Raw genomic sequence first — 19144 nt, 5'->3', positions numbered from 1 at the left:
ATTACACTTTTTTGTCTTTATATTATGAATCCTGTAGTACGTGCCAGGGAGCTATTAAAACGCTTCTCTAGACAAGTTGGACTCAATTCTGGACAGGGTAGTCTCATTAGCCGTTGGTTTAGGCCATCGGCTATTTTATTCTGCTTATTTGCCAGCTTATCCGTTACGGCAAACAGCCCTATTTCCAGCGCTCCTGACTTTAAAGATATCTTTGCCAAGCATGGTTCGGTGATGCTGTTAATCGATCCCTCTTCAGGGAAAATTATCGATGCCAACCCTGCGGCAGCAACTTTTTATGGATATGGTCGTTCAACGCTTCGAGCGATGAGTATCCAGCAAATTAATACTCTCACCCCTGAACAGGTAAAAGAGGAGCGTAAACTCGCTAAATCTCAGGGGCGAAATTACTTTATTTTCCGTCATGAACTGGCTTCTGGGGATATCCGCACAGTGGCGGTTCAGTCCAACCCTTTCTCTTTTTCGGGTAAAACCCTGCTGTTATCGGTGATCAACGATATAACCCCTGGAAGGCATGATGATCAGGCGCTTTGGCATTATCAAAGCCGGCTAGAAGAGATGGTTGATCAACAAGTTCGCGAGATAGAAGAGGTTCGCCAGCAGAAAGAGTGGATCCTTTGGGGGGGCATAACGCTTCAGGCGATCATCATCCTGGGATTAGTGTTTAGTATTCATCGTGGATTGAAGTTGCGCGATGAGCTATCCAGCCAGCGCCAGAGCCTTCGCAATATCATTTGGGGCACGGATGTCGGAACTTGGGAATGGAATGTCCGTACGGGGGAAGCCCATCTGAACACCCGTTGGGCCGCGACCCTGGGTTATACACTGGATGAGTTGCAACCTATTAGCATTGAAACCTGGTGGATGTACGTACATCCAGATGATGTGGAGCGTTCTCGAGAGGCTCTCCATAAACATTTCTCTGGAGAGTCTGACGCCTATCAGTGTGAAGTGCGCATGCGGCATAAAGAGGGGCACTGGGTTTGGGTGTTAGACCGCGGGAAAGTGGTTGCATGGAGTGAGTCTGGAAAGCCTGAATGGGTTTCCGGAACCCATACAGAGATTACTGAGAAAAAAGCAGCAGAAGGCTCTCTGTTACAGGCTGCCAGTGTTTTTGAACATGCCAATGAAGGGATTATGATCACGGACCCTGAGGGCACCATACAGAATGCTAATTTGGCGTTTAGCCGCATCACCGGGTATAGCAGAAACGAAGTGATTGGCCAAAACCCGAGAATATTTAGTTCGGGTCACCATGATGATCAATATTTTGCGGAGATGTGGAAAAGCCTAAGCGAAAAGGGAAACTGGACCAACGAGATCTGGAATCGTCGTAAAGATGGTGAGATTTTTGCAGCTATCCAGACGGTTAGTGCGATCAAAGACGAGAATGGCGAACTGCTACGCTATGTCTCTCTGTTTTCAGATATAACGGCGCTGAAAAAGCAGCAGCAACAGCTGGAAAAGATAGCCCATTACGATGCGCTTACCGGGCTGCCAAACAGGGTGCTACTCTCCGACCGATTACAGCAGGCTATTTTACAAGCTAAGCGACATAAACGTTTGCTCGCCGTTGCTTTTTTCGATCTTGATGGGTTTAAAGAGGTCAATGATACCCACGGTCATAGTATCGGGGATAAGCTCTTGATCGAACTGGCTGAGCGCAGTAAGCAAGCCCTTCGTGAAGGTGATAGCCTGGCGCGTTTAGGTGGGGATGAATTCGTCGTTGTGCTGCAGGATTTACACAGCTCTGAAGAGAGCTTGCCAGTACTTGAGAGACTTCTAAAGGCGATCTCTAAGCCTATATTCATGAACCATACTGAAATCTGTGTTTCTGCAAGTATAGGGATTACGTTCTACCCGCAAGCGGATGAAATTGATGCCGACCAACTGATTCGTCAGGCAGATCAGGCCATGTATGTTGCCAAGCAAAGTGGCAAAAATCGTTATCATATATTTGATACAGAGCATGACCGAAGTGTGCGGGGCCATCACGATCAGGTTCTACGTATTCATTCGGCGCTCAATAACCGGGAATTCGAACTTTATTATCAGCCAAAAGTAAATATGCGTACCGGGCAGGTAGTGGGAGCCGAGGCGCTGATACGGTGGAATCATCCTGAGAATGGTTTGGTTATGCCTGGGGATTTCTTACCGGTGATTGCCGGCGATGCCGGGTTGGTCGTTGAGGTGGGTGATTGGGTGCTTGAACAGGCGATGACACAGATTGATCAATGGCATCAGCAAGGATTAGATGTCCCGGTCAGTGTCAATGTTGATGCCTTACATCTACAGCTGCCTGATTTTGTCGATCGTCTGCAACAAATGCTGGCTGCTCACCCAGGGGTTTTACCAGGGGATCTTGAACTTGAAGTGCTTGAAACCAGCGCACTAAACGACATTAATCGAGTATCAACCATTATTAACGAGTGTAGAGATATCGGGATCAGCTTCGCCCTGGATGATTTTGGTACCGGTTACTCTTCGTTGACCTATCTGAAACAACTGCCCGCACATCTATTGAAGATCGACCGTAGCTTTGTCTGCGATATGCTCGATGATTTAGAAGACCTATCTATTCTGGAGGGAGTTTTAGGTTTAGCGAATGCGTTCCGTTGCCAAACGATTGCCGAGGGTGTGGAATCGGTAGCGCAAGGTGAAATGCTTCTCATGATGGGCTGTGAACTGGCCCAGGGTTATGTGATTGCGAAGCCGATGCAAGCACATTGTATCGCTGATTTTATTGCGTCCTGGAGGCCGGATCCTTCATGGGTAAATCGGGATGTCATTGGTCGGGATAACTTGCCATTTCTGTTTGCGATTGTAGAGCAACGAACCTGGTCTAGAGAGTTGCATAACTTTCTGAAAGCGGGTGGAACGGAGTTGCCCGAGGTAATCAAACAACGTTGCCAATTTGAAGAGTGGTTAAAAACGGCGGACGAAACTCGTTTTGAAGCTTGCTCGGAGCTCCAGCAGATCCGAAGTATGCATGAGGAGATTCACCAGCAGGCTGACCAATTTATAGCTGAATGTTTAGCAGGTGAGCAGGTCGATTCGCAAAAACTTAGCCATTTTGAAAAGAGAGGTAGTGACTTACTCAAGCGGTTAAGAGGCTTGCTGAATTGATCAGTATTGACTGGTTATTCTTTGTACAGGTATGTGCTATGCTGGTTAAACAAGCGTTTGTTTGGCTTGTTTAATGAGATCCTCTCTCGAAAAGGCAAAACCCGAGTAATCGGGTGACGCAAAGTCACGGGTCCCAATGGGACAGCCGGACCGCCACAGGAGAGTTACCCCAAGGAATTTCGTTTTTGAGGGTCTCGCACGTTTAGAGTGAGGAGGTCTTTATGAAAACGATTAACGTCCGTCTTAACGCTAGGCACATCCCTATAGTGCTGATGTTCTTTCTTGTGTCACCTGTAACAACGGCAAGTGATTTTTCCCTATCGACGTTTCAGGCGTCATCACAATTATTGGCTCAGGTATCTGTTGGCAAGGCTATCAATAAAGATCCAGATATCGAATTGGTATATCGAGAGAAAGCGGTTGAGTCACTCAGGATTAAAGAGAAGAAGAGTAAATTTTACCTGGCGCTATTAATGGCACTAAAAAATCGATAAGAAAATAGACCGGCTTTAGCACGGATATGCCAAAGCCGGTTAGCATTTATCTGCTGGTTAGTGTGTTGTAGCTTTGCGGCATGCTCTGCTGTCGATGACTAACAAGGCTGATCAGGAAAAATAGCCCGAAGCCGGTCAGTGGCAAAGTAATCCAAAGCTCCGGATGGAGCGAAGGTTCCAGGTTGATCAGCAATTTATGAATGGGCCATAAGCTCAGTTCGATAATGAGTACGGCAAGTAATCCGCTCAACCCGCCTACCAAAGCCATCTCCAGGCGATCAAGTTGCATACATTGGCGCTTACTTGCGCCGAGCGTTTGCAGAAGCGCATTTTCGTACTTCCTTTGTTCTAACTCCTGAGTCAGGGTGACGTAAAGCAAAATAACACCCGAAGCGGTCGTCAGAAGCATCAGTAAGCCTGATAATAGCGATAACTTACTGAGGAGTTGTTGAAGTTGGTCGAGGATCTGACGCACGTCGATCAGGGTAATGGTTGGGAATTGCTGAATAAGCTCTCGTCCGACTTCAGCACTGTTAGCTCCCAGATGAAAGCTGGTCATATAGCTTGCGGTAAGGTCCTTGACCGTATCGGGTGAGAAAATGAAGTAAAAGTTGGGTTGGAAAGTGTCCCATTTTACTGCCCGAATACTGGTGATCTTAGCGCTTACTTCCTGGCCACCTACATCAAAGCTGACTTTATCACCAAGCTCCAGGCCGAGTTCTTCCGCTTCCTCTTGTTCGATAGAGACTGAATTCTCAGTTGCCCAGTTGCCAGAGAGTAGCTTGTTATGGGAGGGCATACTGATGGAACTGGTCAGATTGAGTTCGCGGCGTAGCGAGGGTTGCGCCAGTTGCTCAGGGGTCATCGTATCGGCTAGCGGAAGATCGTTTACTTTTACCAAGCGGCCGCGATAGATAGGCCATAAATGATCATCTACTTGATGCTTTTCCAATAATGTTTCGACATCATCTTTCTCCCAATCCTGAATGTTGATCAGAAAATGGTCGGGGGTATCTGTTGGTAATTGGGCCTGCCACCGATTCAACAAGTCGTTGAGGGCGATCGTATTGATGCTCAGCAATGAAAAAAGCAGGCAGATAACCGGTATCTGTATACGATACCAGCGCTGCTGCTGATTAACCCGGCTCATCAATAGGTTACCTAACGGGTGTATGCTGGCAAAACGCTGACAAAGGAAGCGCGCGATGTGGGCTCCAAGCACCCCCAGAGTGCTGCCGATAATCAATAAAATCACACTCAGGCTTAGGGTTAATAGCAGGCTATTCAGATACCAACTGGTCAGTAACAGCAGGCATAGGAATGCCAGAATATAAGGTAGATTTCCTCCCCAGGTTAATTTAGCTGGGCGTGCCTGCAAAAGCTGCATAGGGTTGCTTCGTTGTAAGCGGAACAACGTAGGCAGGCCAAGGCAGACCAGTATAGCCAAGCCCAGCAAAGGCCCAGAGAAGTATGCTCCCAGGCTGGCTTCAGGCACAGGTTGAGGTATTAATCCACTGAGTAGCGCAAGCCCGCCTTGTTCTAACGCCAGAGCTAATAAAACACCTGACAGGGTGCAGAAGCACCAGGCATAGGCCAACTGCAGTAAATAGAGCCTAAGCAGTTGTTGGTTGTTCATACCTAAGGTTTTTAAAAGGGCCGCACGTTTGTTCTGGCTTTGGGTGAAACGGCGCAGGCTCAAAAAGATCGTCATGGCTGCTATGAATATGGAAAACAGAGCGCCTAGCCGCAGATATGATGATGCTTTGGTTAATGCGCTATTTTGCTGGCCCTCATCGCTTCTAAGCGTGGTAATGCGCTCGCCAGTTGCAGTATTAGTTTGAAGCTGTTGTTCTAACCGCTTGATAGCCTCTTCTGAGCCTGCATATAGCTGGCGATATTGCATACGCGCACCAGGACCAATTAACCCGGTGTTTTGTAGCTCGTTGGCATTAATGATGAGCTGGGGGTTAAAACTGATAAATCCACGCCCTCTGTCAGGTGCCGATTCAATTTTATGGCTTAACACAAAGGCTGTATTGCCTAGGGTCAGGCGGTCGCCTACCTGTAAGTTCATGCGCTCGAAAACACCCGCTTCAGCCCAGGCCTCACCGGGCTTAGGTAATGGGAGCGCGTAGGGTTGCTCCAGGGCGATATTGCCGCGAGGGTATGGTGCGCTTAGCGCACGAATAGTAACCAGTAGAAAATTTTCATCACTATTGGCCATGGTCGCCAATTGGGTGACTTCGTTTACCTTGAGATCAAAGCGTGTTGCTAACTCGGCAGCATTTACGGATAGGGGGCGGCTGTTACTCAGTACCAGATCGCCACCAAGAATTGCGCTGCCCTGACGCATCAGGGTGCGTTCAATTCGATCCCCTAATACCGCCATTAGGCTTGCCACCATAATCGCCAGCATGAGGGCGATAATTAAAGCACGCCATTCACTGAGCTTTAAGTTGCTTAGCCCCTGCTGGGCTGCCAGCTTGAAAATAGGGGAGTGAGTCATGCTTCAATCTCCGTCAGCTGACCGTTATGCAAACGCAGAGAGCGGTCGCAGCGTTTGGCCAGAGAGGGATCATGGGTAATCAGAATGAGGGTGGTGTTCTGATCCTTGTTGATATTAAACAGCTGCTCGATGATCTGGTTGCCGGTTTGCTCATCCAGATTACCTGTTGGCTCATCGGCAAAAAGCAGGGTTGGATTTGTTGCAAAGCTGCGAGCGATTGCTACCCGCTGTTGCTCTCCCCCTGAAAGCTCCGCCGGCTTATGGCCAATTCGTGGGCCCAGTCCTACACGCTCCAGCCACTCTTTGGCCTCTTGTCGAGCCTCGCTGTGATTGCGAATCTGCAACGGGAGCATGACATTTTCCAGCGCTGTCAGATCCGGCAGTAGGTGAAATGCCTGAAAAACAAAACTGATATGTTGGTTACGGAACTCTGCCTGATGTTTATCGTCCAATTCAGACAGATCAGTATTGTTCAGTAGAATCTTCCCTGAACTCGGGTGATCCAGACCTGCTAAAATTGAGAGTAGTGTGGATTTCCCTGTACCCGATGGGCCAATAATGGCGACACTTTCGCCACGTTGAATCTGTAAGTTGATGTTTTGAAAAAGCTCGACCTGGCCAGCTTGAGTACTGAAGCGTTTTGCGAGATCCTGAGCATTGATTACTGTATCCATATTAACTGTCATAAGGTTTTCCCGTGCGTACCGCTATTACCTTCCTATTATTCGTATTTCTGACACTTCCGGTTCAAGCGCGTTCCCTTATTGTTTTGGGTGACAGTCTGTCGGCCGCTTATCAGATGGCCCCTGAAGAGGGGTGGGTGGCCCTATTGGAAGAGAAAATGGCCACAGAAGGCTATGCCTACGATGTTATTAACGCGAGTGTCAGTGGTGATACTACTCAAAATGGCATAGCGCGTCTCAAAACTTTGTTGAAACAGGTTGATGCAGAAATCGTAATTATTGAACTGGGTGGTAATGATGGCTTACGGGGTACTCCGCCATTTGCGATCAAAAGAAACCTGAGCCGGTTGGTGAATATGGCAAAGGATAGCGGTGCGCAAGTGCTGCTGCTCGGCATTCAGCTCCCCTCTAATTATGGTGCGGCTTATAACAAACAGTTTAGTGAGATCTATCCTGTAATCGCCGAAGATGAGAATGTAGCGCTTGTGCCCTTTTTTATGGAGCAAGTGGCGTTGGTGCCAGAACGGATGCAGGATGATGGCATACATCCCAGCGCAGAAGGTCAGCCTTACTTGCTCAATACAGTGTGGCCGCATTTAGAGCCACTGATCAACTAGCATAAAAAAAGGCACCATAAGGTGCCTTTTTTATCGGGAGAACGAAACTTATGCGAAGTTTTCGTTAACAAAGTCCCAGTTTACCAGCGCCCAGAAACCTTTCAGGTAATCAGGACGAACGTTACGGTAATCGATGTAGTAAGCGTGTTCCCACAGGTCAACGGTTAGCAGTGGAGTCTGACCTTCAGTCAGTGGGCAGCCAGCGTTGCTAGTGTTAACGATCTCGATAGAACCGTCAGCGTTTTTAACCAACCATGTCCAGCTAGAACCAAAGTTGTTTACAGCTTTGTCGTTCAGTTCTTCCTGGAATGCAGCAAAAGAGCCCCATTTAGCATTGATAGCATCAGCGATCGCACCTGTTGGCTCACCGCCACCGTTTGGAGACAGGCAGTTCCAGTAGAAAGTGTGGTTCCAGATCTGAGCTGCGTTGTTGAAAACGCCGCCAGCTGGCGCAGAAGTGATGATCTCTTCCAGAGTTTTACCTTCGTACTCAGTACCAGGAACCAGACCGTTCAGCTTAACAACGTAAGTGTTGTGGTGTTTGCCGTGGTGGAAGTCCAGAGTTTCAGCGGAGATGTGTGGTTCCAGAGCGTCCTTTGCATAAGGTAGCGGCGGAAGTTCAAAGCTCATAAGTGTCACCTTATTCGTCAGTCATAAAGACAATTGTCAGATGTTATCTGCGTCTCTTGTGTGCTCACGAGTTGCAGACAACCATTAAAAACAAAAAGCCAGGAAATGATAGCACTCAAGTCTTATCTTTTCATGGTACAAAAAGTGTGCTTTTTGTTACGAACTGACAGTTATATTGGTTCATTTTTCTGTTTTTAAAGGGCTGCGACTAAAGTTTGCTGAAACTGTCATGCTTTAACCCTAGAATGAGTGACCTGATTCTATATAACTATAAATAAAGTGATTTCTAACGATGTATAAAGTTTTGCTTTGGATCTCTTTTGTAGCGATCGCTATTCTAGCGGTCAAAACCCAGTTTCTGACTTCCAGTACATTTGGCCCTTTTAAAGAGGGTTGTATGCAAGGCGAGGGTGCAACAGAAGAGCGTTGTGATTGCTTGGCTAAGTATGTTCACAAACACTTTAGCGATAATGAAGTGAAACTGATTATGGCTAATCAGGTTAATGACCCTGATTTTAAATATAAGGTTGAAGAAGTGGTCAGAGCGGGTTCGCTTTCCTGCTCCGAATAATCTCGATCTGCCTGCGAAGATCCCTTCGCAGGCTTCTCTCAATGCTTGACCCTTATCTCTTCCAGTGGAAACTGCGGATCTCCGCAGACAAAAAAGAAGGGATTGATCAGTGACTCTCGCTCGTTATACCGAAGCGGATGTAGGTCACTTGCGTTGACCAGCTTACCTCCCGCTGCTTCTACAATGGCTTGCGCTGCTGCGGTATCCCATTCGCTGGTCGGGAATAGGCGTGGATAGAAATCTGCGAGTCCTTCGGCGATCAGACACATTTTCAGTGAGCTACCCATGCCTTTGTTTGTTACATGCTGGAAGCGATGTTCGATGGGTTTAAGCAGATTGTGATGTTCGTCCTGGCCATGTCTGCGGCTTGCGGCGACGATAAGTTCTGGTCCCATTGGCTTACTGCGTATCTGAGCAGGTGGGTGATTAGGCTGTTTTTTCCAGGCATTAATCTGGCTGCCACCCCAATAGACAATATCGCTGACAGGGATGTAGATAATCCCGAGGACAGGCTTATTATCCTCTATCAGCGCGATGTTAATAGTGAATTCGCCATTTCGGTGAATAAATTCTTTAGTGCCATCTAGAGGGTCAATGCACCAGAATCGAGACCAGTTTTTTCTTTGCTGGTAACTAATCCCTTCTTCTTCACTGAGTTGAGGAATATCAGGTGTCAGTTCAAAAAGCCCTTTTTTGATGATCTCGTGAGCAGCAATATCTGCTTGAGTCACTGGCGAATTATCTTGCTTGGTTTCTACTGAAAAATGTTCACCTTGATAGATCTCAAGGATCGCCTTGCTGGCTCGTTCGCATATTTGAATCAACGGTGTAATCAAACGCTGCTGGTCCATGGAGCTTCCTATTTATTCTCTACTCTGATTAACAGATTTCAAGCAGGCCTTATTTCCTATTATTTTTGTAGAAATGAGCGAGTCATATATAGCGCTGCTATTGCTCGGGCTTCTGTGAAATCTTCATCTAATAATAGTTGATCAAGCTTCTCTAGTGGCCACTTAACCACTTCCATCTCTTCAGGCTCATCTCCCTGGAGCCGGCAAGGGTATAGCTCTCTTGCCACTACTGCGGTGATCTTATGGCCCATATAGTTCGGGGCTGATGTCATCACTTTTAAGGTGTCCAGTTTGTGACTACCAAATCCGGCTTCCTCTTTGAGTTCTCGATCAGCCGCCTGATGCTCATCTTCACCCGGGTCAATTAACCCCTTAGGCAAGGTTAAGGTATAGTCCTCGAGACCCACGGCGTACTCTCTGATAAGCAGGACTTCATTATCTTCTGTAACAGGGATGATCATCACAGCACCGCGGCCGCGATTAGCCAGCCTTTCATAGGTGCGCTCAACGCCGTTGGAAAACCTTAGTTCGATCTCTTCGACTTTAAATAATCGACTATTCGCAGTGTTGGTGACCTTCAAAATTTCAGGTTTAACCGGCATACTGAGACTTCCTCTTTGAATGGCCTTTAATAATGTTTGATTGGCAGAAAATTGATACTGTCCTTTTGGATATGGACGGTACTCTTCTTGATCTTCACTTTGATACCTTTTTTTGGCTTGAACATCTACCTTTGCGTTACGCAGAGATCCATAAAATGGATACAGAAGAAGCGCGCTCCTGGCTTCATGAAAGGATTATCGAGCAGCAGGGGACGTTAAATTGGTATTGTCTGGATTACTGGACGCGCGAACTGAATGTGCCGATCACCGAATTAAAGCATGAAGTCGCAGATAAAATTGCTTTCAGACCCCATGTTCAGGATTTTCTTGCAGCATTGAAAATGCATGAAATACGGACTGTGATTGTGACAAATGCACATCAGGATAGTTTATCACTGAAGATAGAGAAAACGGCTTTAGATTCGCTGGTGGATGATGTTATCTGTTCTCATGATTTTGGCTTACCAAAAGAAAACCCTCAGTTTTGGCATAAACTACAAGAGGTAGAGCCGTTTAATAAAGAAACGACATTGTTGGTCGATGACAGCTTATCGGTACTGAATAGTGCCAGAGAGTATGGCATTCAATACCTGTTATCTATCTATCAGCCTGATAGTCAGCAGCCAAAACGAGAAATTGAAGACTTCTCTGCAATTGAGCATTTTGATGAGATTACACCGAATAAATAATGACCCACAGTGAAGAGAAAGTCCGCCTTGATAAGTGGTTATGGGCGGCACGCTTTTATAAAACCCGGGCTATCGCTAAGCAGATGATCGAAGGCGGTAAGGTCCATTACAACGGTCAGCGTACCAAATGTAGTCGTCATGTAGAGGTTGGCGCTGTGTTGGAAATCCGCCAGGGCTTTGATGAGAAAGAGATCGTTGTGGTGATGCTTTCTGATCAGCGCAGAGGTGCGCCGGAAGCAATGAAGCTATATCAGGAGACCGAAGCCAGTATCAAAAAGCGCGAGGAGCATGCCGCTCAGCGCAAGGCGATGGGAAGTGGTCTTAACCCGCGTAACCGGCCTAACAAGAAAGAGCGTAGGCAAATCAAATCGTTCAAAGATGGTGAACGCAGTATCTTTGATAAAGGAGGAAGTTTCTGACTTCCTCCCTTCATTCAGGCTAATGCTTCTGTTGTAGGATAGGTAGTTTATTCAACAGCGGTATTTTTCCGAACAGGCCGATGAGTGGCCTCAAGCCGCGATGAGCTCCCCGGGTAAGGTAATGCATGATTGGTGTGTTGAATGCCCAGCTCAGGGTAACAATGGCTGAAAACGCACCGCCAACCAAATTATCACTGGCCCAGTGTGCACCGCCGACAATGCGTGGTGTCATAAACGCCAATGCCAAAATCAATGCATAGATGGAAAACCAGCTACGGGCATTGAGGATCATAAAGCCCGCCCAGGTAAGTACAACGGCAGCATGATCTCCTGGAAAGCTGTGCCCTGCTCTATCCTTTGCACCCTCGATATCGGGCACTATTTCGCTGAATCTATATGCAGGTTCGAGAAGAAGAGATGGGCTGTCGCTACTTAGTCCAATGGCACGTGCATATTCATAAACGGATTCTCTGATCGGAAACATCAAAACCAGCAACAGTACAAAACCGATAATCGCTTGTTGTAGGCGATCACGTTTGATGCCAAATCCCGGGAATGTCAGGCTGATTAACATAAACACCAGCGGGATAAGGTCGAAAATACGCACGTTGGCCCAGGCCCAGAAACGTGTCCAGCTGTCCGGTTCAGACAGGGTGCCGTTCAAGATGAAAAATACGTTATGGTCGATGCTGCGCCAGAAAGCAAAGCCAGTATCAGTCAGGAAAAAGCCCAGCCAGGCAAACGCGAAAAGGTGGCTGATAATTAAAGCTTTGATATTCCACTGGGTGCGAAAAACTGTAACGTCGCTCATTGCGTAAATACTATCCCGATTTGTGAAGCGGCTATGATAAAATACCTGAATCCACTTGGGTACTGACAAGGTATCCCTTTTTCCATATTTAAATCTTAGACGGCTGATATGAGTAATCCTGATCAGATCCAGCGAATTATGTTCGATAAGCTGGATATCCGTGGCGTCGTTTCCGGTTTAGAACAGACCTGTAGCGATTGTTTTAAAAACCATGACTATCCCCCTGCTATTAAACAGGTATTGGGTGAAATGTTGGCAGCTGTGAGTTTGCTTAGTTCTAACCTCAAGTTTGAAGGACGACTGATCCTTCAGGCTCAAGGGCAGGGGAATGTGCAGCTACTGATGGCCGAAACAACCCATAACCGTGAGCTTCGTGCAATTGCCCGATTTGATGGGGATATTCCCGAGCAGGCTTCATTTGTTGATCTGTTACCTCAAGGGCAGGTTGTTCTGACAGTCGATCCTGAAAAAGGACAGCGCTATCAGGGCATTGTCCCTCTGGATGGTGCTAACCTGGCTAAGTGTCTGGAAAACTACTTCGTGAGTTCTGAACAGTTGCCAACACAAGTCCACCTCGCATCTGATGGATTGGTTGCAGCCGGCATGTTGTTACAAGTACTACCGGCTGAAGGTACGGGTGAAGAAGACTGGGCGCGTATCAGCCATTTAGGTTCCACGCTTAAAAGTGCGGAACTTCTGCAACTGGATAATGAAACACTCTTGTATCGTTTATTCCATGAAGAAGAGTGCCGCTTATACGAGCCTGATCCGGTTGTCTTCAAATGCACTTGTTCGCGAGAAAGAAGTGCGGCTTCGCTGAAATTGGTTGGTAAAGAAGAACTGTTGGAAGTACTGGAAGAACAAGGGCAGATCGATGTGAACTGTCAGTTCTGTAATACCCATTACCCATTTGATCGAGCCGACGTTGAAGCGATTTTTGCTGAAGGAGGGGCCTCTGGAACCTCCGATCAACTGCACTAAGTACCTGATAGTGGTGAATTTTGCTCCAGGTCAAATGCGAATTGATTTCAACAATGGCGTATCGTGCGATTTTTGTGCATAATACGCGTCCTTATAATTATGATACACATAGCCTTACGCCTTAATAGGTAACGTTATTGGCGCCTATGCCAAGGGAACCCAGTAATGACCAAAGATTCTGTTAATATTACGAACCAAAACCTAAGCCCAGCTCAGCTGGTAGAGAAAGCCATTGCCAACGGTGAAGGAACACTTGCTGACACTGGCGCATTGGTTGTGACAACAGGTAAGCGTACTGGTCGTTCGCCGATGGATCGTTTCATCGTCGAAGAACCAAGTACTGCTGATTCTATCGATTGGGGTAGCATTAACCGCCCATTCGATTCAGACAAATTTGACGCGCTATGGACTCGTGTAGAAGAGTTCCTGGCGGATAAAGAACACTTCGTGGCGAATGTCCATGTTGGTTCTGATCCCAACCACTATCTTGCTGTACGTATGACGACACAGACGGCTTGGCAGAACCTGTTCGGCCAGAATCTGTTTATTCGTCCTGCAGAGTACAACCCAAAATCGAAAGAAGAGTGGCAGATCCTGAACGTTGCTGGTTTCGAATGTGAACCAGAGCGCGATGGCACTAACAGCGATGGCTGTGTAATCATCAACTTCGCTAAACGCAAAGTATTACTTGCGGGTATGCGTTATGCGGGTGAGATGAAGAAGGCGATGTTCTCTGTACAGAACTTCCTGCTTCCTGAAAAAGACGTGCTACCAATGCACTGTTCTGCAAACGTTGGTGATGACAACAGCACAACGTTGTTCTTCGGCCTGTCTGGTACAGGTAAAACGACCCTTTCTGCTGACCCTTCTCGTTACCTGATCGGTGATGATGAGCACGGTTGGGGCAAAGGTGTGGTATTTAACCTGGAAGGTGGTTGCTACGCGAAGACCATCAACCTGAGCCAGAAAAACGAACCCATCATTTGGGATGCGATCCGCTTTGGTGCGATCGTTGAGAACGTTGCTCTGAATGATGCGCGCACAGCTGATTACGATGACACTTCTCTGACTGAGAATGGTCGTTGTGCATACCCATTGCAGCACGTTGAGAAGCGTACTGTATCGAATATGGGCGAAGAGCCAAATGCGATTGTCTTCCTGACCTGTGACCTGACAGGTGTACTTCCTCCAGTTTCTGTATTGACTAAAGAAGCGGCTGCGTACCACTTCCTGTCAGGTTATACAGCGCTGGTAGGTTCTACAGAGATGGGCTCTGGTGGTGGTATCAAGTCGACTTTCTCTACTTGCTTTGGTGCGCCATTCTTCCCACGCCCAGCACGCGTATATGCTGAGCTGCTGATGAAGCGTATTGAAGAGTTTGGTTCTAAAGTTTATCTGGTTAACACCGGCTGGACAGGTGGTTCTTACGGTACGGGTGAGCGTTTCAGCATCCCAACTACGCGTGGCATCATCTCTGCTATCCAGAACGGTTCCCTGAACGGTGTTGAAACTCAGAAACTGGAAGGCCTGAACCTGGAAGTTCCAGTTGCAGTAGAAGGCGTTGAAACAGCTCTTCTTAACCCACGTGATACTTGGGCGGATAAGTCTGGTTACGATGCAACTGCAAACGATCTGATCGGTCAGTTCGTTGAAAACTTCAAGAAGTTTGACGGCGTATCTGAAGAGATCATTGCGGCTGGTCCTCAGCTGTAAGTTTATAGATCCCGAAAAAAGCCCGCTTGATAGCGGGCTTTTTTGTGCCTGTTTATTTCCTCATCAAACGTTGCAGAGTCTCTGCTGAATCAGGTTTGGCCAGTAGGTATCCCTGAATTTCATCACAATGATTTTCTGTGAGGAAGCTTAATTGAGCCTCGGTTTCCACACCTTCAGCGACTACATTCAGTGCAAGTGAATGGGACATGGATATAACCGCTTTGACCAGGTTTTCACTGCCACTAGAGCCAGGTACATCGTCGATAAACGATTTGTCGATTTTAACTGTACTCACCGGTAAGCGTTTTAGGTAGATCAAAGACGAATAGCCGGTACCGAAATCGTCTACAGAGAGTCTGACACCTATAGTCCGAATGGCTTCCAGGCGGGAGATTACCGTCTCCATATCCTGAATGACCATGGTTTCTGTAATCTCAAGTTCGAGCAGAGATGGGTCAAGCCCGGTTTGGTTAAGCGCATTCTCAATGTCTATTAACAGGCTGGAATCATGTAGCTGGCGAGCTGATAGGTTCACAGAGACAGGGGTGTTTTGGCCTGTGTTTTCATTCCATTCTTGAGCTGCCTGGCAGGCTTGCATAAGCACCCAGCGTCCCAGCTCCACAATCAAACCACAAGATTCAGCCAGAGGAATGAAGTCTCCCGGCGATATAAAGCCCTGTTCTGGATGTTTCCAGCGGATCAGTGCTTCAGCAGAGAGTATCTCTGTTCCCGATATATTGAAGCGGGGTTGATAAACCATAAACAGCTGCTGAGTGTTAATGGCGGTTTTCAGGTTGTCTTCCAGTTGCGCTCTGGCTTCTGCCTGCTCGTTAATTGCCTTGTCGAAGAACAGGATATCATTGCGGCCGCGCTCTTTTACATGGTACATAGCGACATCGGCGTGCTTGAGTAATGACTCTGCGTTACGTCCGTCGTCTGGATACATGGCAATGCCAATACTTGCAGAAGAGAAAATCTCTTTGTCATCAAGGCGGAAAGGATCACGAAGGGACTTTTGAATCCGTCGAGCGATATCCTGAACAGGATCCAGGCCATCAAGTTCGCTGAGAATAACGGTAAATTCATCGCCCCCCAGGCGGGCTACAGTATCACCCAGGCGTATATGGGCACTTATACGTCGCGCGGCTTCAACTAATAGCTGGTCACCTGTGTGGTGTCCATGGTTGTCGTTCACTTGTTTAAAGCGATCAATGTCGACGAAAAGTAATGCCGTTTTCTTGCCGTTCCTGGCTGCTCTGGCCAGGGAGGACTCAATACGGTCATAAAACAGGGTGCGATTTGGCAGGCTCGTGAGGTTGTCATAGTGTGCCAGCTTCTCAAGCTTTTGCTCAGCTTCTTTTAATTCTGATATGTCAGAGAACACAGCGACATAGCTTGATTGCTCTGTCTTTGTGCTACTTAGCGCGCTGATGGATAACCAGATAGGGAGTGGTTCACCGTTGGCTTTGCGGCGAATGCTCTCACCTTGCCAGCGCCCGGTTTTGCTCAGGGTTGCATCTATTTCAGGATGGTCTTTCAGGATCGATAGGGCAAATAAGCGGGCCTTTTTATCATCGTAGCCGGTAATTCTATTAAATGATGAGTTGGTAATCACTTTCCCATCAGGGTTATAGATCAAGATCGCTTCTGCTGCAGATTCAAAAACCTGTTGTGTTACCTCTGCTTCACGTTCGGCTTTTACCTTGTCGGATATATCGGTGGTGATTCCGCCAATGGCATAAAGTTCGCCACGCTCATTGATCATGGGGAACTTAGTGCTTAAGAAATATCGTGGTCCGTCTAAGGTGGTCAGGGAGAATTCTGTTTGTTGCGTTTGCCGGGTTTTAATCACCTGAATATCGGTCTCCCGAATAAGTTTGGCTTCCTCTTCTGGGAAAATATCGGCATCAGTTTTACCAATGATATCAATGCCTTCGCCGACAAATAGATCGCTAAAGCGTCTGTTGGCTGTCAGGTAAGTAAGGGCTGTCGACTTGAGAAACATTGCACTAGGGGTGTTATGAAAAATAGCATCCAGCTGGTTTTCCTGCTCCCTGATATCTCCGAGCATGCTCTCCATTTGTCGACCCAATTTATCGAATTCAATAAAATTGTCGCCTTCAAAAGCTGGAGTCATGGTTGTCGTTGCGGGTGCTTTCTCAGCATAAACAATCAAGCGCTTAAGCGATCGATTGGTCAGATATCGGACCAATAACATGGCGACAAGGGCGATGAAAATCGCAAGAATGATGCCGTTACGAAGGCTTTGGTTGTATGCCTGAGAGAGGGTTTCAAGGGACTTGCCGGGTTTTAGCAGACTGATAATAAATGGTTTATCCGCTATCCATATCTGGTGGGCCTGCACTGTACCTTTTGGGGTTGCTATGATTGGTGAAGAGAGATCAGCATTGCTTAATTCCTGCTGAGCGCTTTCCTGAGCGTCAATGGTACTGATGATCTGCTGGTCACTATACAGGGTGATCGCTTCTGCACCGGTGATATCCAGCGAATCGGAGAGGATCAGGAAGTTATCATTTAAAAGTAAAAATGCGTGAACCGCCCCAATTACTTCGCCAAGGTTAGGGCTGATAATGGGGGCTTGAATTCGGATCAAATGATAGTTGCTATTTTGATGTTTGATCTCAATCCACTCTTCCCCCTCCATCGCATCAACTGATGTTGGCAGATGCGCTTGCAGATTAATTCCCAGTCGTTGTATAGAAGAGTTATTGATGACCAGTGGTGGCAGATCTTCTCCACTAAGTGCCAGAGCATCCATCTGCATTTGCGGTGAGTTGTGGAGGTTTTCTGTCAGGACCATACTGGCTGTCATCTGGTCATTCGCGAGTAGGCTGGAGCGGATATCATTTCTCGAAGCCAGATCTTTGGTGACCAGACGAATATTTTTCAGGTACTCATCAACGACACGCTGAAGAAGCTTCTCATCATGATTATGAGTTAATCTAATCTCTTCTTGGAGCGCTTGCTGAGAGCCTTGGTAGGCCTGATATAGCATGGCGCCGGTGACACCAATAAGTGCGCTGAGCACGATGGTCAAGATCACAGAGGCGTAGGGAAGTTGTCTGAACATCTTCATTTCTCAGACTGCTTTACAGCAGCGTTGCTGTACCTGAATGCTCTGTTTTTATAGTTCTGTATCTCCTCTTTAGTCGTAGAGCGATCAAGCAGAACTATGTCTCCTGAATAGATTTGCGGTACCAGGTGAGAGCTTCCATTCAGGTCTAGTTTAATGGCTTCAGCCATCGCTACGCTGGCATCATCATTTAGACGCATTACGGTTAGATCCAATTTGCCGGCAAGTAGTGCCTCGAGTTCTGCATCACCGCCACCCCAGCCATTCACTAATATCTGGTCATGTAGCTTGAGCTCATCAAGTGCATCAGAAACGCCTAAGGCAATATCCGTTGAGCAGGCAAAAAACATATCAACATCAGGATTCTTACTCAGAGTTTTGAGCGTAGCCGCTCTGGCTTTGCCTCTATTGCCGCCGGTATAGAAGCTAGCCACCGGTGAAAGCCCTTTTTGTTGTTTGGCTTCTGATATGAAGGTCCCTCCTCGCATTTTTGATACATATCCGGGGGCAAAAAATAGCATGGCGTATTGAGAATGATCCGGGGTAATCATGCGCTCGGCGAGAAGTTGTGTACCAATCTCGTGGTCAAATCCGGTATACAGAAAGGGCGGGTGGCTGGCCCAAAGCTTTAGTGGCGTGGTGATATTCTGCAATATTAGTTTTGGCTTACCCTGAAGAAGTATTCGCTGAATGGTATTTTGATGATCAAGCGCGTCGGCACTAAAAATAAGATAATTGGGTTGCCAGGCTAAAGCTTCAGTTAATTGTTCTGCTTGTAAGTCTTTATCCACCCCGGGGCGGGATAAAAAGGTCTTTAATTCATGGCTTATACGTAGCTCGTTTAATCTGGTTTTGAATGTAATCAGGCTACGCCGCCAATAATCTGAGCTTTGGACTCCAGGATAGATAACGGCGATTTTAATGGTTTTTTGCTTCTGAACTGTCAGGGGAGAGGGCGGTTGGCGGACGAGTTCGCCAAAGTGCTCCATCAGAGAATGTTGTTCAGGGTGCTCTTTAATAAAACTGCTGACACGGATGTACTCTGTATCGGCGATACAGTTGATAGAAAAGATCAAGCCTATGATGAGGCCTGCCCATTGAGGAATAAAGCTTAGGCATTGCATAACTACTTCTCAAATATGCAGGCGTTTCCTTGCCTAAGTCGTGTCCATTACATTCTTATTTTAGTCGAGCTTGTAAACTGATATTACAGTCTAGATCTGTTTAATTAAACTGTTATTCCGTATTTATACTAAGGATTTATGGCGTATAAATGTTTAATTACCGTGCTCTATCGAACGTCTGAAACCCGGCTGGTTAGGCTATATCTTGTCGTTGA

The 19144-nt window shown here is 47.1% G+C and carries 16 protein-coding genes and 1 riboswitch; of the genes, 8 read left to right on the top strand and 8 right to left on the bottom strand.

Features of this window, described 5'->3' with window-relative positions:
* The first annotated feature begins 24 nt into the window (after window positions 1-24).
* A complete protein-coding gene (locus MED92_RS18545) occupies window positions 25-3144 on the top strand; it encodes an EAL domain-containing protein (protein ID WP_083774928.1) in 3120 nt (1039 codons plus the stop codon).
* Between the two features lie 83 nt (window positions 3145-3227).
* A riboswitch (cyclic di-GMP riboswitch) is annotated at window positions 3228-3302 on the top strand.
* 63 nt (window positions 3303-3365) lie between these two features.
* Window positions 3366-3638: a hypothetical protein gene (locus tag MED92_RS10100; RefSeq protein WP_007021435.1), complete on the top strand. Its 273-nt coding sequence runs from the start codon at window positions 3366-3368 to the stop codon at window positions 3636-3638.
* Between the two features lie 46 nt (window positions 3639-3684).
* On the opposite strand, the gene MED92_RS10095 is transcribed toward MED92_RS10100, so the two are convergent.
* The gene (locus MED92_RS10095; protein ID WP_007021434.1) at window positions 3685-6144 is read right to left on the bottom strand and encodes an ABC transporter permease; all 2460 of its coding nucleotides are present in this window, start codon (window positions 6142-6144) and stop codon (window positions 3685-3687) included.
* Window positions 6141-6830 (bottom strand): ABC transporter ATP-binding protein, encoded by a 690-nt coding sequence (locus tag MED92_RS10090; protein ID WP_007021433.1) that lies wholly within the window; start codon window positions 6828-6830, stop codon window positions 6141-6143. The genes MED92_RS10095 and MED92_RS10090 overlap by 4 nt, the downstream gene beginning before the upstream one ends.
* A gap of 11 nt (window positions 6831-6841) precedes the next feature.
* On the opposite strand from MED92_RS10090, the gene MED92_RS10085 reads away from it, so the two are divergent.
* Window positions 6842-7444 carry an arylesterase gene (locus MED92_RS10085; RefSeq protein ID WP_007021432.1) on the top strand — a complete coding sequence of 201 codons (603 nt, stop codon included), beginning with the start codon at window positions 6842-6844 and terminating at the stop codon, window positions 7442-7444.
* A gap of 48 nt (window positions 7445-7492) precedes the next feature.
* Here the strand turns inward: MED92_RS10085 and MED92_RS10080 are convergent, their stop codons facing one another.
* Window positions 7493-8074: a superoxide dismutase gene (locus MED92_RS10080; RefSeq protein ID WP_007021431.1), complete on the bottom strand. Its 582-nt coding sequence runs from the start codon at window positions 8072-8074 to the stop codon at window positions 7493-7495.
* Between the two features lie 292 nt (window positions 8075-8366).
* On the opposite strand from MED92_RS10080, the gene MED92_RS10075 reads away from it, so the two are divergent.
* Entirely contained in the window at window positions 8367-8645 is a 279-nt protein-coding gene (locus MED92_RS10075) for a hypothetical protein (protein ID WP_007021430.1), read from the top strand.
* A 38-nt stretch (window positions 8646-8683) separates the two neighbouring features.
* On the opposite strand, the gene cysQ is transcribed toward MED92_RS10075, so the two are convergent.
* Both cysQ and nudE read right to left on the bottom strand, forming a co-directional pair.
* Window positions 8684-9496: a 3'(2'),5'-bisphosphate nucleotidase CysQ gene (cysQ, locus tag MED92_RS10070; protein WP_007021429.1), complete on the bottom strand. Its 813-nt coding sequence runs from the start codon at window positions 9494-9496 to the stop codon at window positions 8684-8686.
* Window positions 9497-9555: 59 nt separating this feature from the next.
* Window positions 9556-10098: an ADP compounds hydrolase NudE gene (gene nudE, locus MED92_RS10065; protein WP_007021428.1), complete on the bottom strand. Its 543-nt coding sequence runs from the start codon at window positions 10096-10098 to the stop codon at window positions 9556-9558.
* A 32-nt stretch (window positions 10099-10130) separates the two neighbouring features.
* On the opposite strand from nudE, the gene yrfG reads away from it, so the two are divergent.
* Together yrfG and hslR are read left to right on the top strand one after the other, a co-directional pair.
* A complete protein-coding gene (yrfG, locus tag MED92_RS10060; protein ID WP_007021427.1) occupies window positions 10131-10787 on the top strand; it encodes a GMP/IMP nucleotidase in 657 nt (218 codons plus the stop codon).
* On the top strand, window positions 10787-11206 hold the full coding sequence (hslR, locus tag MED92_RS10055; RefSeq protein ID WP_007021426.1) for a ribosome-associated heat shock protein Hsp15: 420 nt from the start codon (window positions 10787-10789) through the stop codon (window positions 11204-11206). The genes yrfG and hslR overlap by 1 nt, the downstream gene beginning before the upstream one ends.
* 19 nt (window positions 11207-11225) lie before the next feature.
* Here the strand turns inward: hslR and MED92_RS10050 are convergent, their stop codons facing one another.
* A complete protein-coding gene (locus MED92_RS10050) occupies window positions 11226-12017 on the bottom strand; it encodes a phosphatase PAP2 family protein (protein WP_007021425.1) in 792 nt (263 codons plus the stop codon).
* A gap of 108 nt (window positions 12018-12125) precedes the next feature.
* Here MED92_RS10050 and hslO point away from each other — a divergent pair, with 108 nt between their 5' ends.
* Window positions 12126-12998: an Hsp33 family molecular chaperone HslO gene (hslO, locus tag MED92_RS10045; protein ID WP_007021424.1), complete on the top strand. Its 873-nt coding sequence runs from the start codon at window positions 12126-12128 to the stop codon at window positions 12996-12998.
* A 165-nt stretch (window positions 12999-13163) separates the two neighbouring features.
* Window positions 13164-14711: a phosphoenolpyruvate carboxykinase gene (locus MED92_RS10040; RefSeq protein WP_007021423.1), complete on the top strand. Its 1548-nt coding sequence runs from the start codon at window positions 13164-13166 to the stop codon at window positions 14709-14711.
* Between the two features lie 52 nt (window positions 14712-14763).
* Here the strand turns inward: MED92_RS10040 and MED92_RS18540 are convergent, their stop codons facing one another.
* Together MED92_RS18540 and MED92_RS10030 are read right to left on the bottom strand one after the other, a co-directional pair.
* Window positions 14764-17808 carry an EAL domain-containing protein gene (locus MED92_RS18540; RefSeq protein WP_007021422.1) on the bottom strand — a complete coding sequence of 1015 codons (3045 nt, stop codon included), beginning with the start codon at window positions 17806-17808 and terminating at the stop codon, window positions 14764-14766.
* Window positions 17805-18929, bottom strand: coding sequence for a substrate-binding domain-containing protein (locus tag MED92_RS10030; RefSeq protein WP_007021421.1), 1125 nt, complete (start codon window positions 18927-18929; stop codon window positions 17805-17807). The genes MED92_RS18540 and MED92_RS10030 overlap by 4 nt, the downstream gene beginning before the upstream one ends.
* Between the last annotated feature and the right edge of the window lie 215 nt (window positions 18930-19144).

This window comes from Neptuniibacter caesariensis, from assembly GCF_000153345.1.
GTDB classification, from domain to species: Bacteria; Pseudomonadota; Gammaproteobacteria; order Pseudomonadales; family Balneatricaceae; genus Neptuniibacter; species Neptuniibacter caesariensis.
This window is presented reverse-complemented; position numbering and strand designations above follow the sequence as displayed.

Bases quoted from the DNA above. Each gene is read 5' to 3' on its own strand.
- cysQ (WP_007021429.1), bottom strand. From the start codon at position 9,496: ATGGACCAGCAGCGTTTGATTACACCGTTGATTCAAATATGCGAACGA.
- MED92_RS10075 (WP_007021430.1), top strand. From the start codon at position 8,367: ATGTATAAAGTTTTGCTTTGGATCTCTTTTGTAGCGATCGCTATTCTA.
- MED92_RS10095 (WP_007021434.1), bottom strand. From the start codon at position 6,144: ATGACTCACTCCCCTATTTTCAAGCTGGCAGCCCAGCAGGGGCTAAGC.
- MED92_RS10080 (WP_007021431.1), bottom strand. From the start codon at position 8,074: ATGAGCTTTGAACTTCCGCCGCTACCTTATGCAAAGGACGCTCTGGAA.
- MED92_RS18540 (WP_007021422.1), bottom strand. From the start codon at position 17,808: ATGAAGATGTTCAGACAACTTCCCTACGCCTCTGTGATCTTGACCATC.
- MED92_RS10050 (WP_007021425.1), bottom strand. From the start codon at position 12,017: ATGAGCGACGTTACAGTTTTTCGCACCCAGTGGAATATCAAAGCTTTA.
- nudE (WP_007021428.1), bottom strand. From the start codon at position 10,098: ATGCCGGTTAAACCTGAAATTTTGAAGGTCACCAACACTGCGAATAGT.
- MED92_RS10030 (WP_007021421.1), bottom strand. From the start codon at position 18,929: ATGCAATGCCTAAGCTTTATTCCTCAATGGGCAGGCCTCATCATAGGC.
- MED92_RS10090 (WP_007021433.1), bottom strand. From the start codon at position 6,830: ATGACAGTTAATATGGATACAGTAATCAATGCTCAGGATCTCGCAAAA.
- MED92_RS10040 (WP_007021423.1), top strand. From the start codon at position 13,164: ATGACCAAAGATTCTGTTAATATTACGAACCAAAACCTAAGCCCAGCT.
- MED92_RS18545 (WP_083774928.1), top strand. From the start codon at position 25: ATGAATCCTGTAGTACGTGCCAGGGAGCTATTAAAACGCTTCTCTAGA.
- MED92_RS10100 (WP_007021435.1), top strand. From the start codon at position 3,366: ATGAAAACGATTAACGTCCGTCTTAACGCTAGGCACATCCCTATAGTG.
- yrfG (WP_007021427.1), top strand. From the start codon at position 10,131: ATGTTTGATTGGCAGAAAATTGATACTGTCCTTTTGGATATGGACGGT.
- hslO (WP_007021424.1), top strand. From the start codon at position 12,126: ATGAGTAATCCTGATCAGATCCAGCGAATTATGTTCGATAAGCTGGAT.
- hslR (WP_007021426.1), top strand. From the start codon at position 10,787: ATGACCCACAGTGAAGAGAAAGTCCGCCTTGATAAGTGGTTATGGGCG.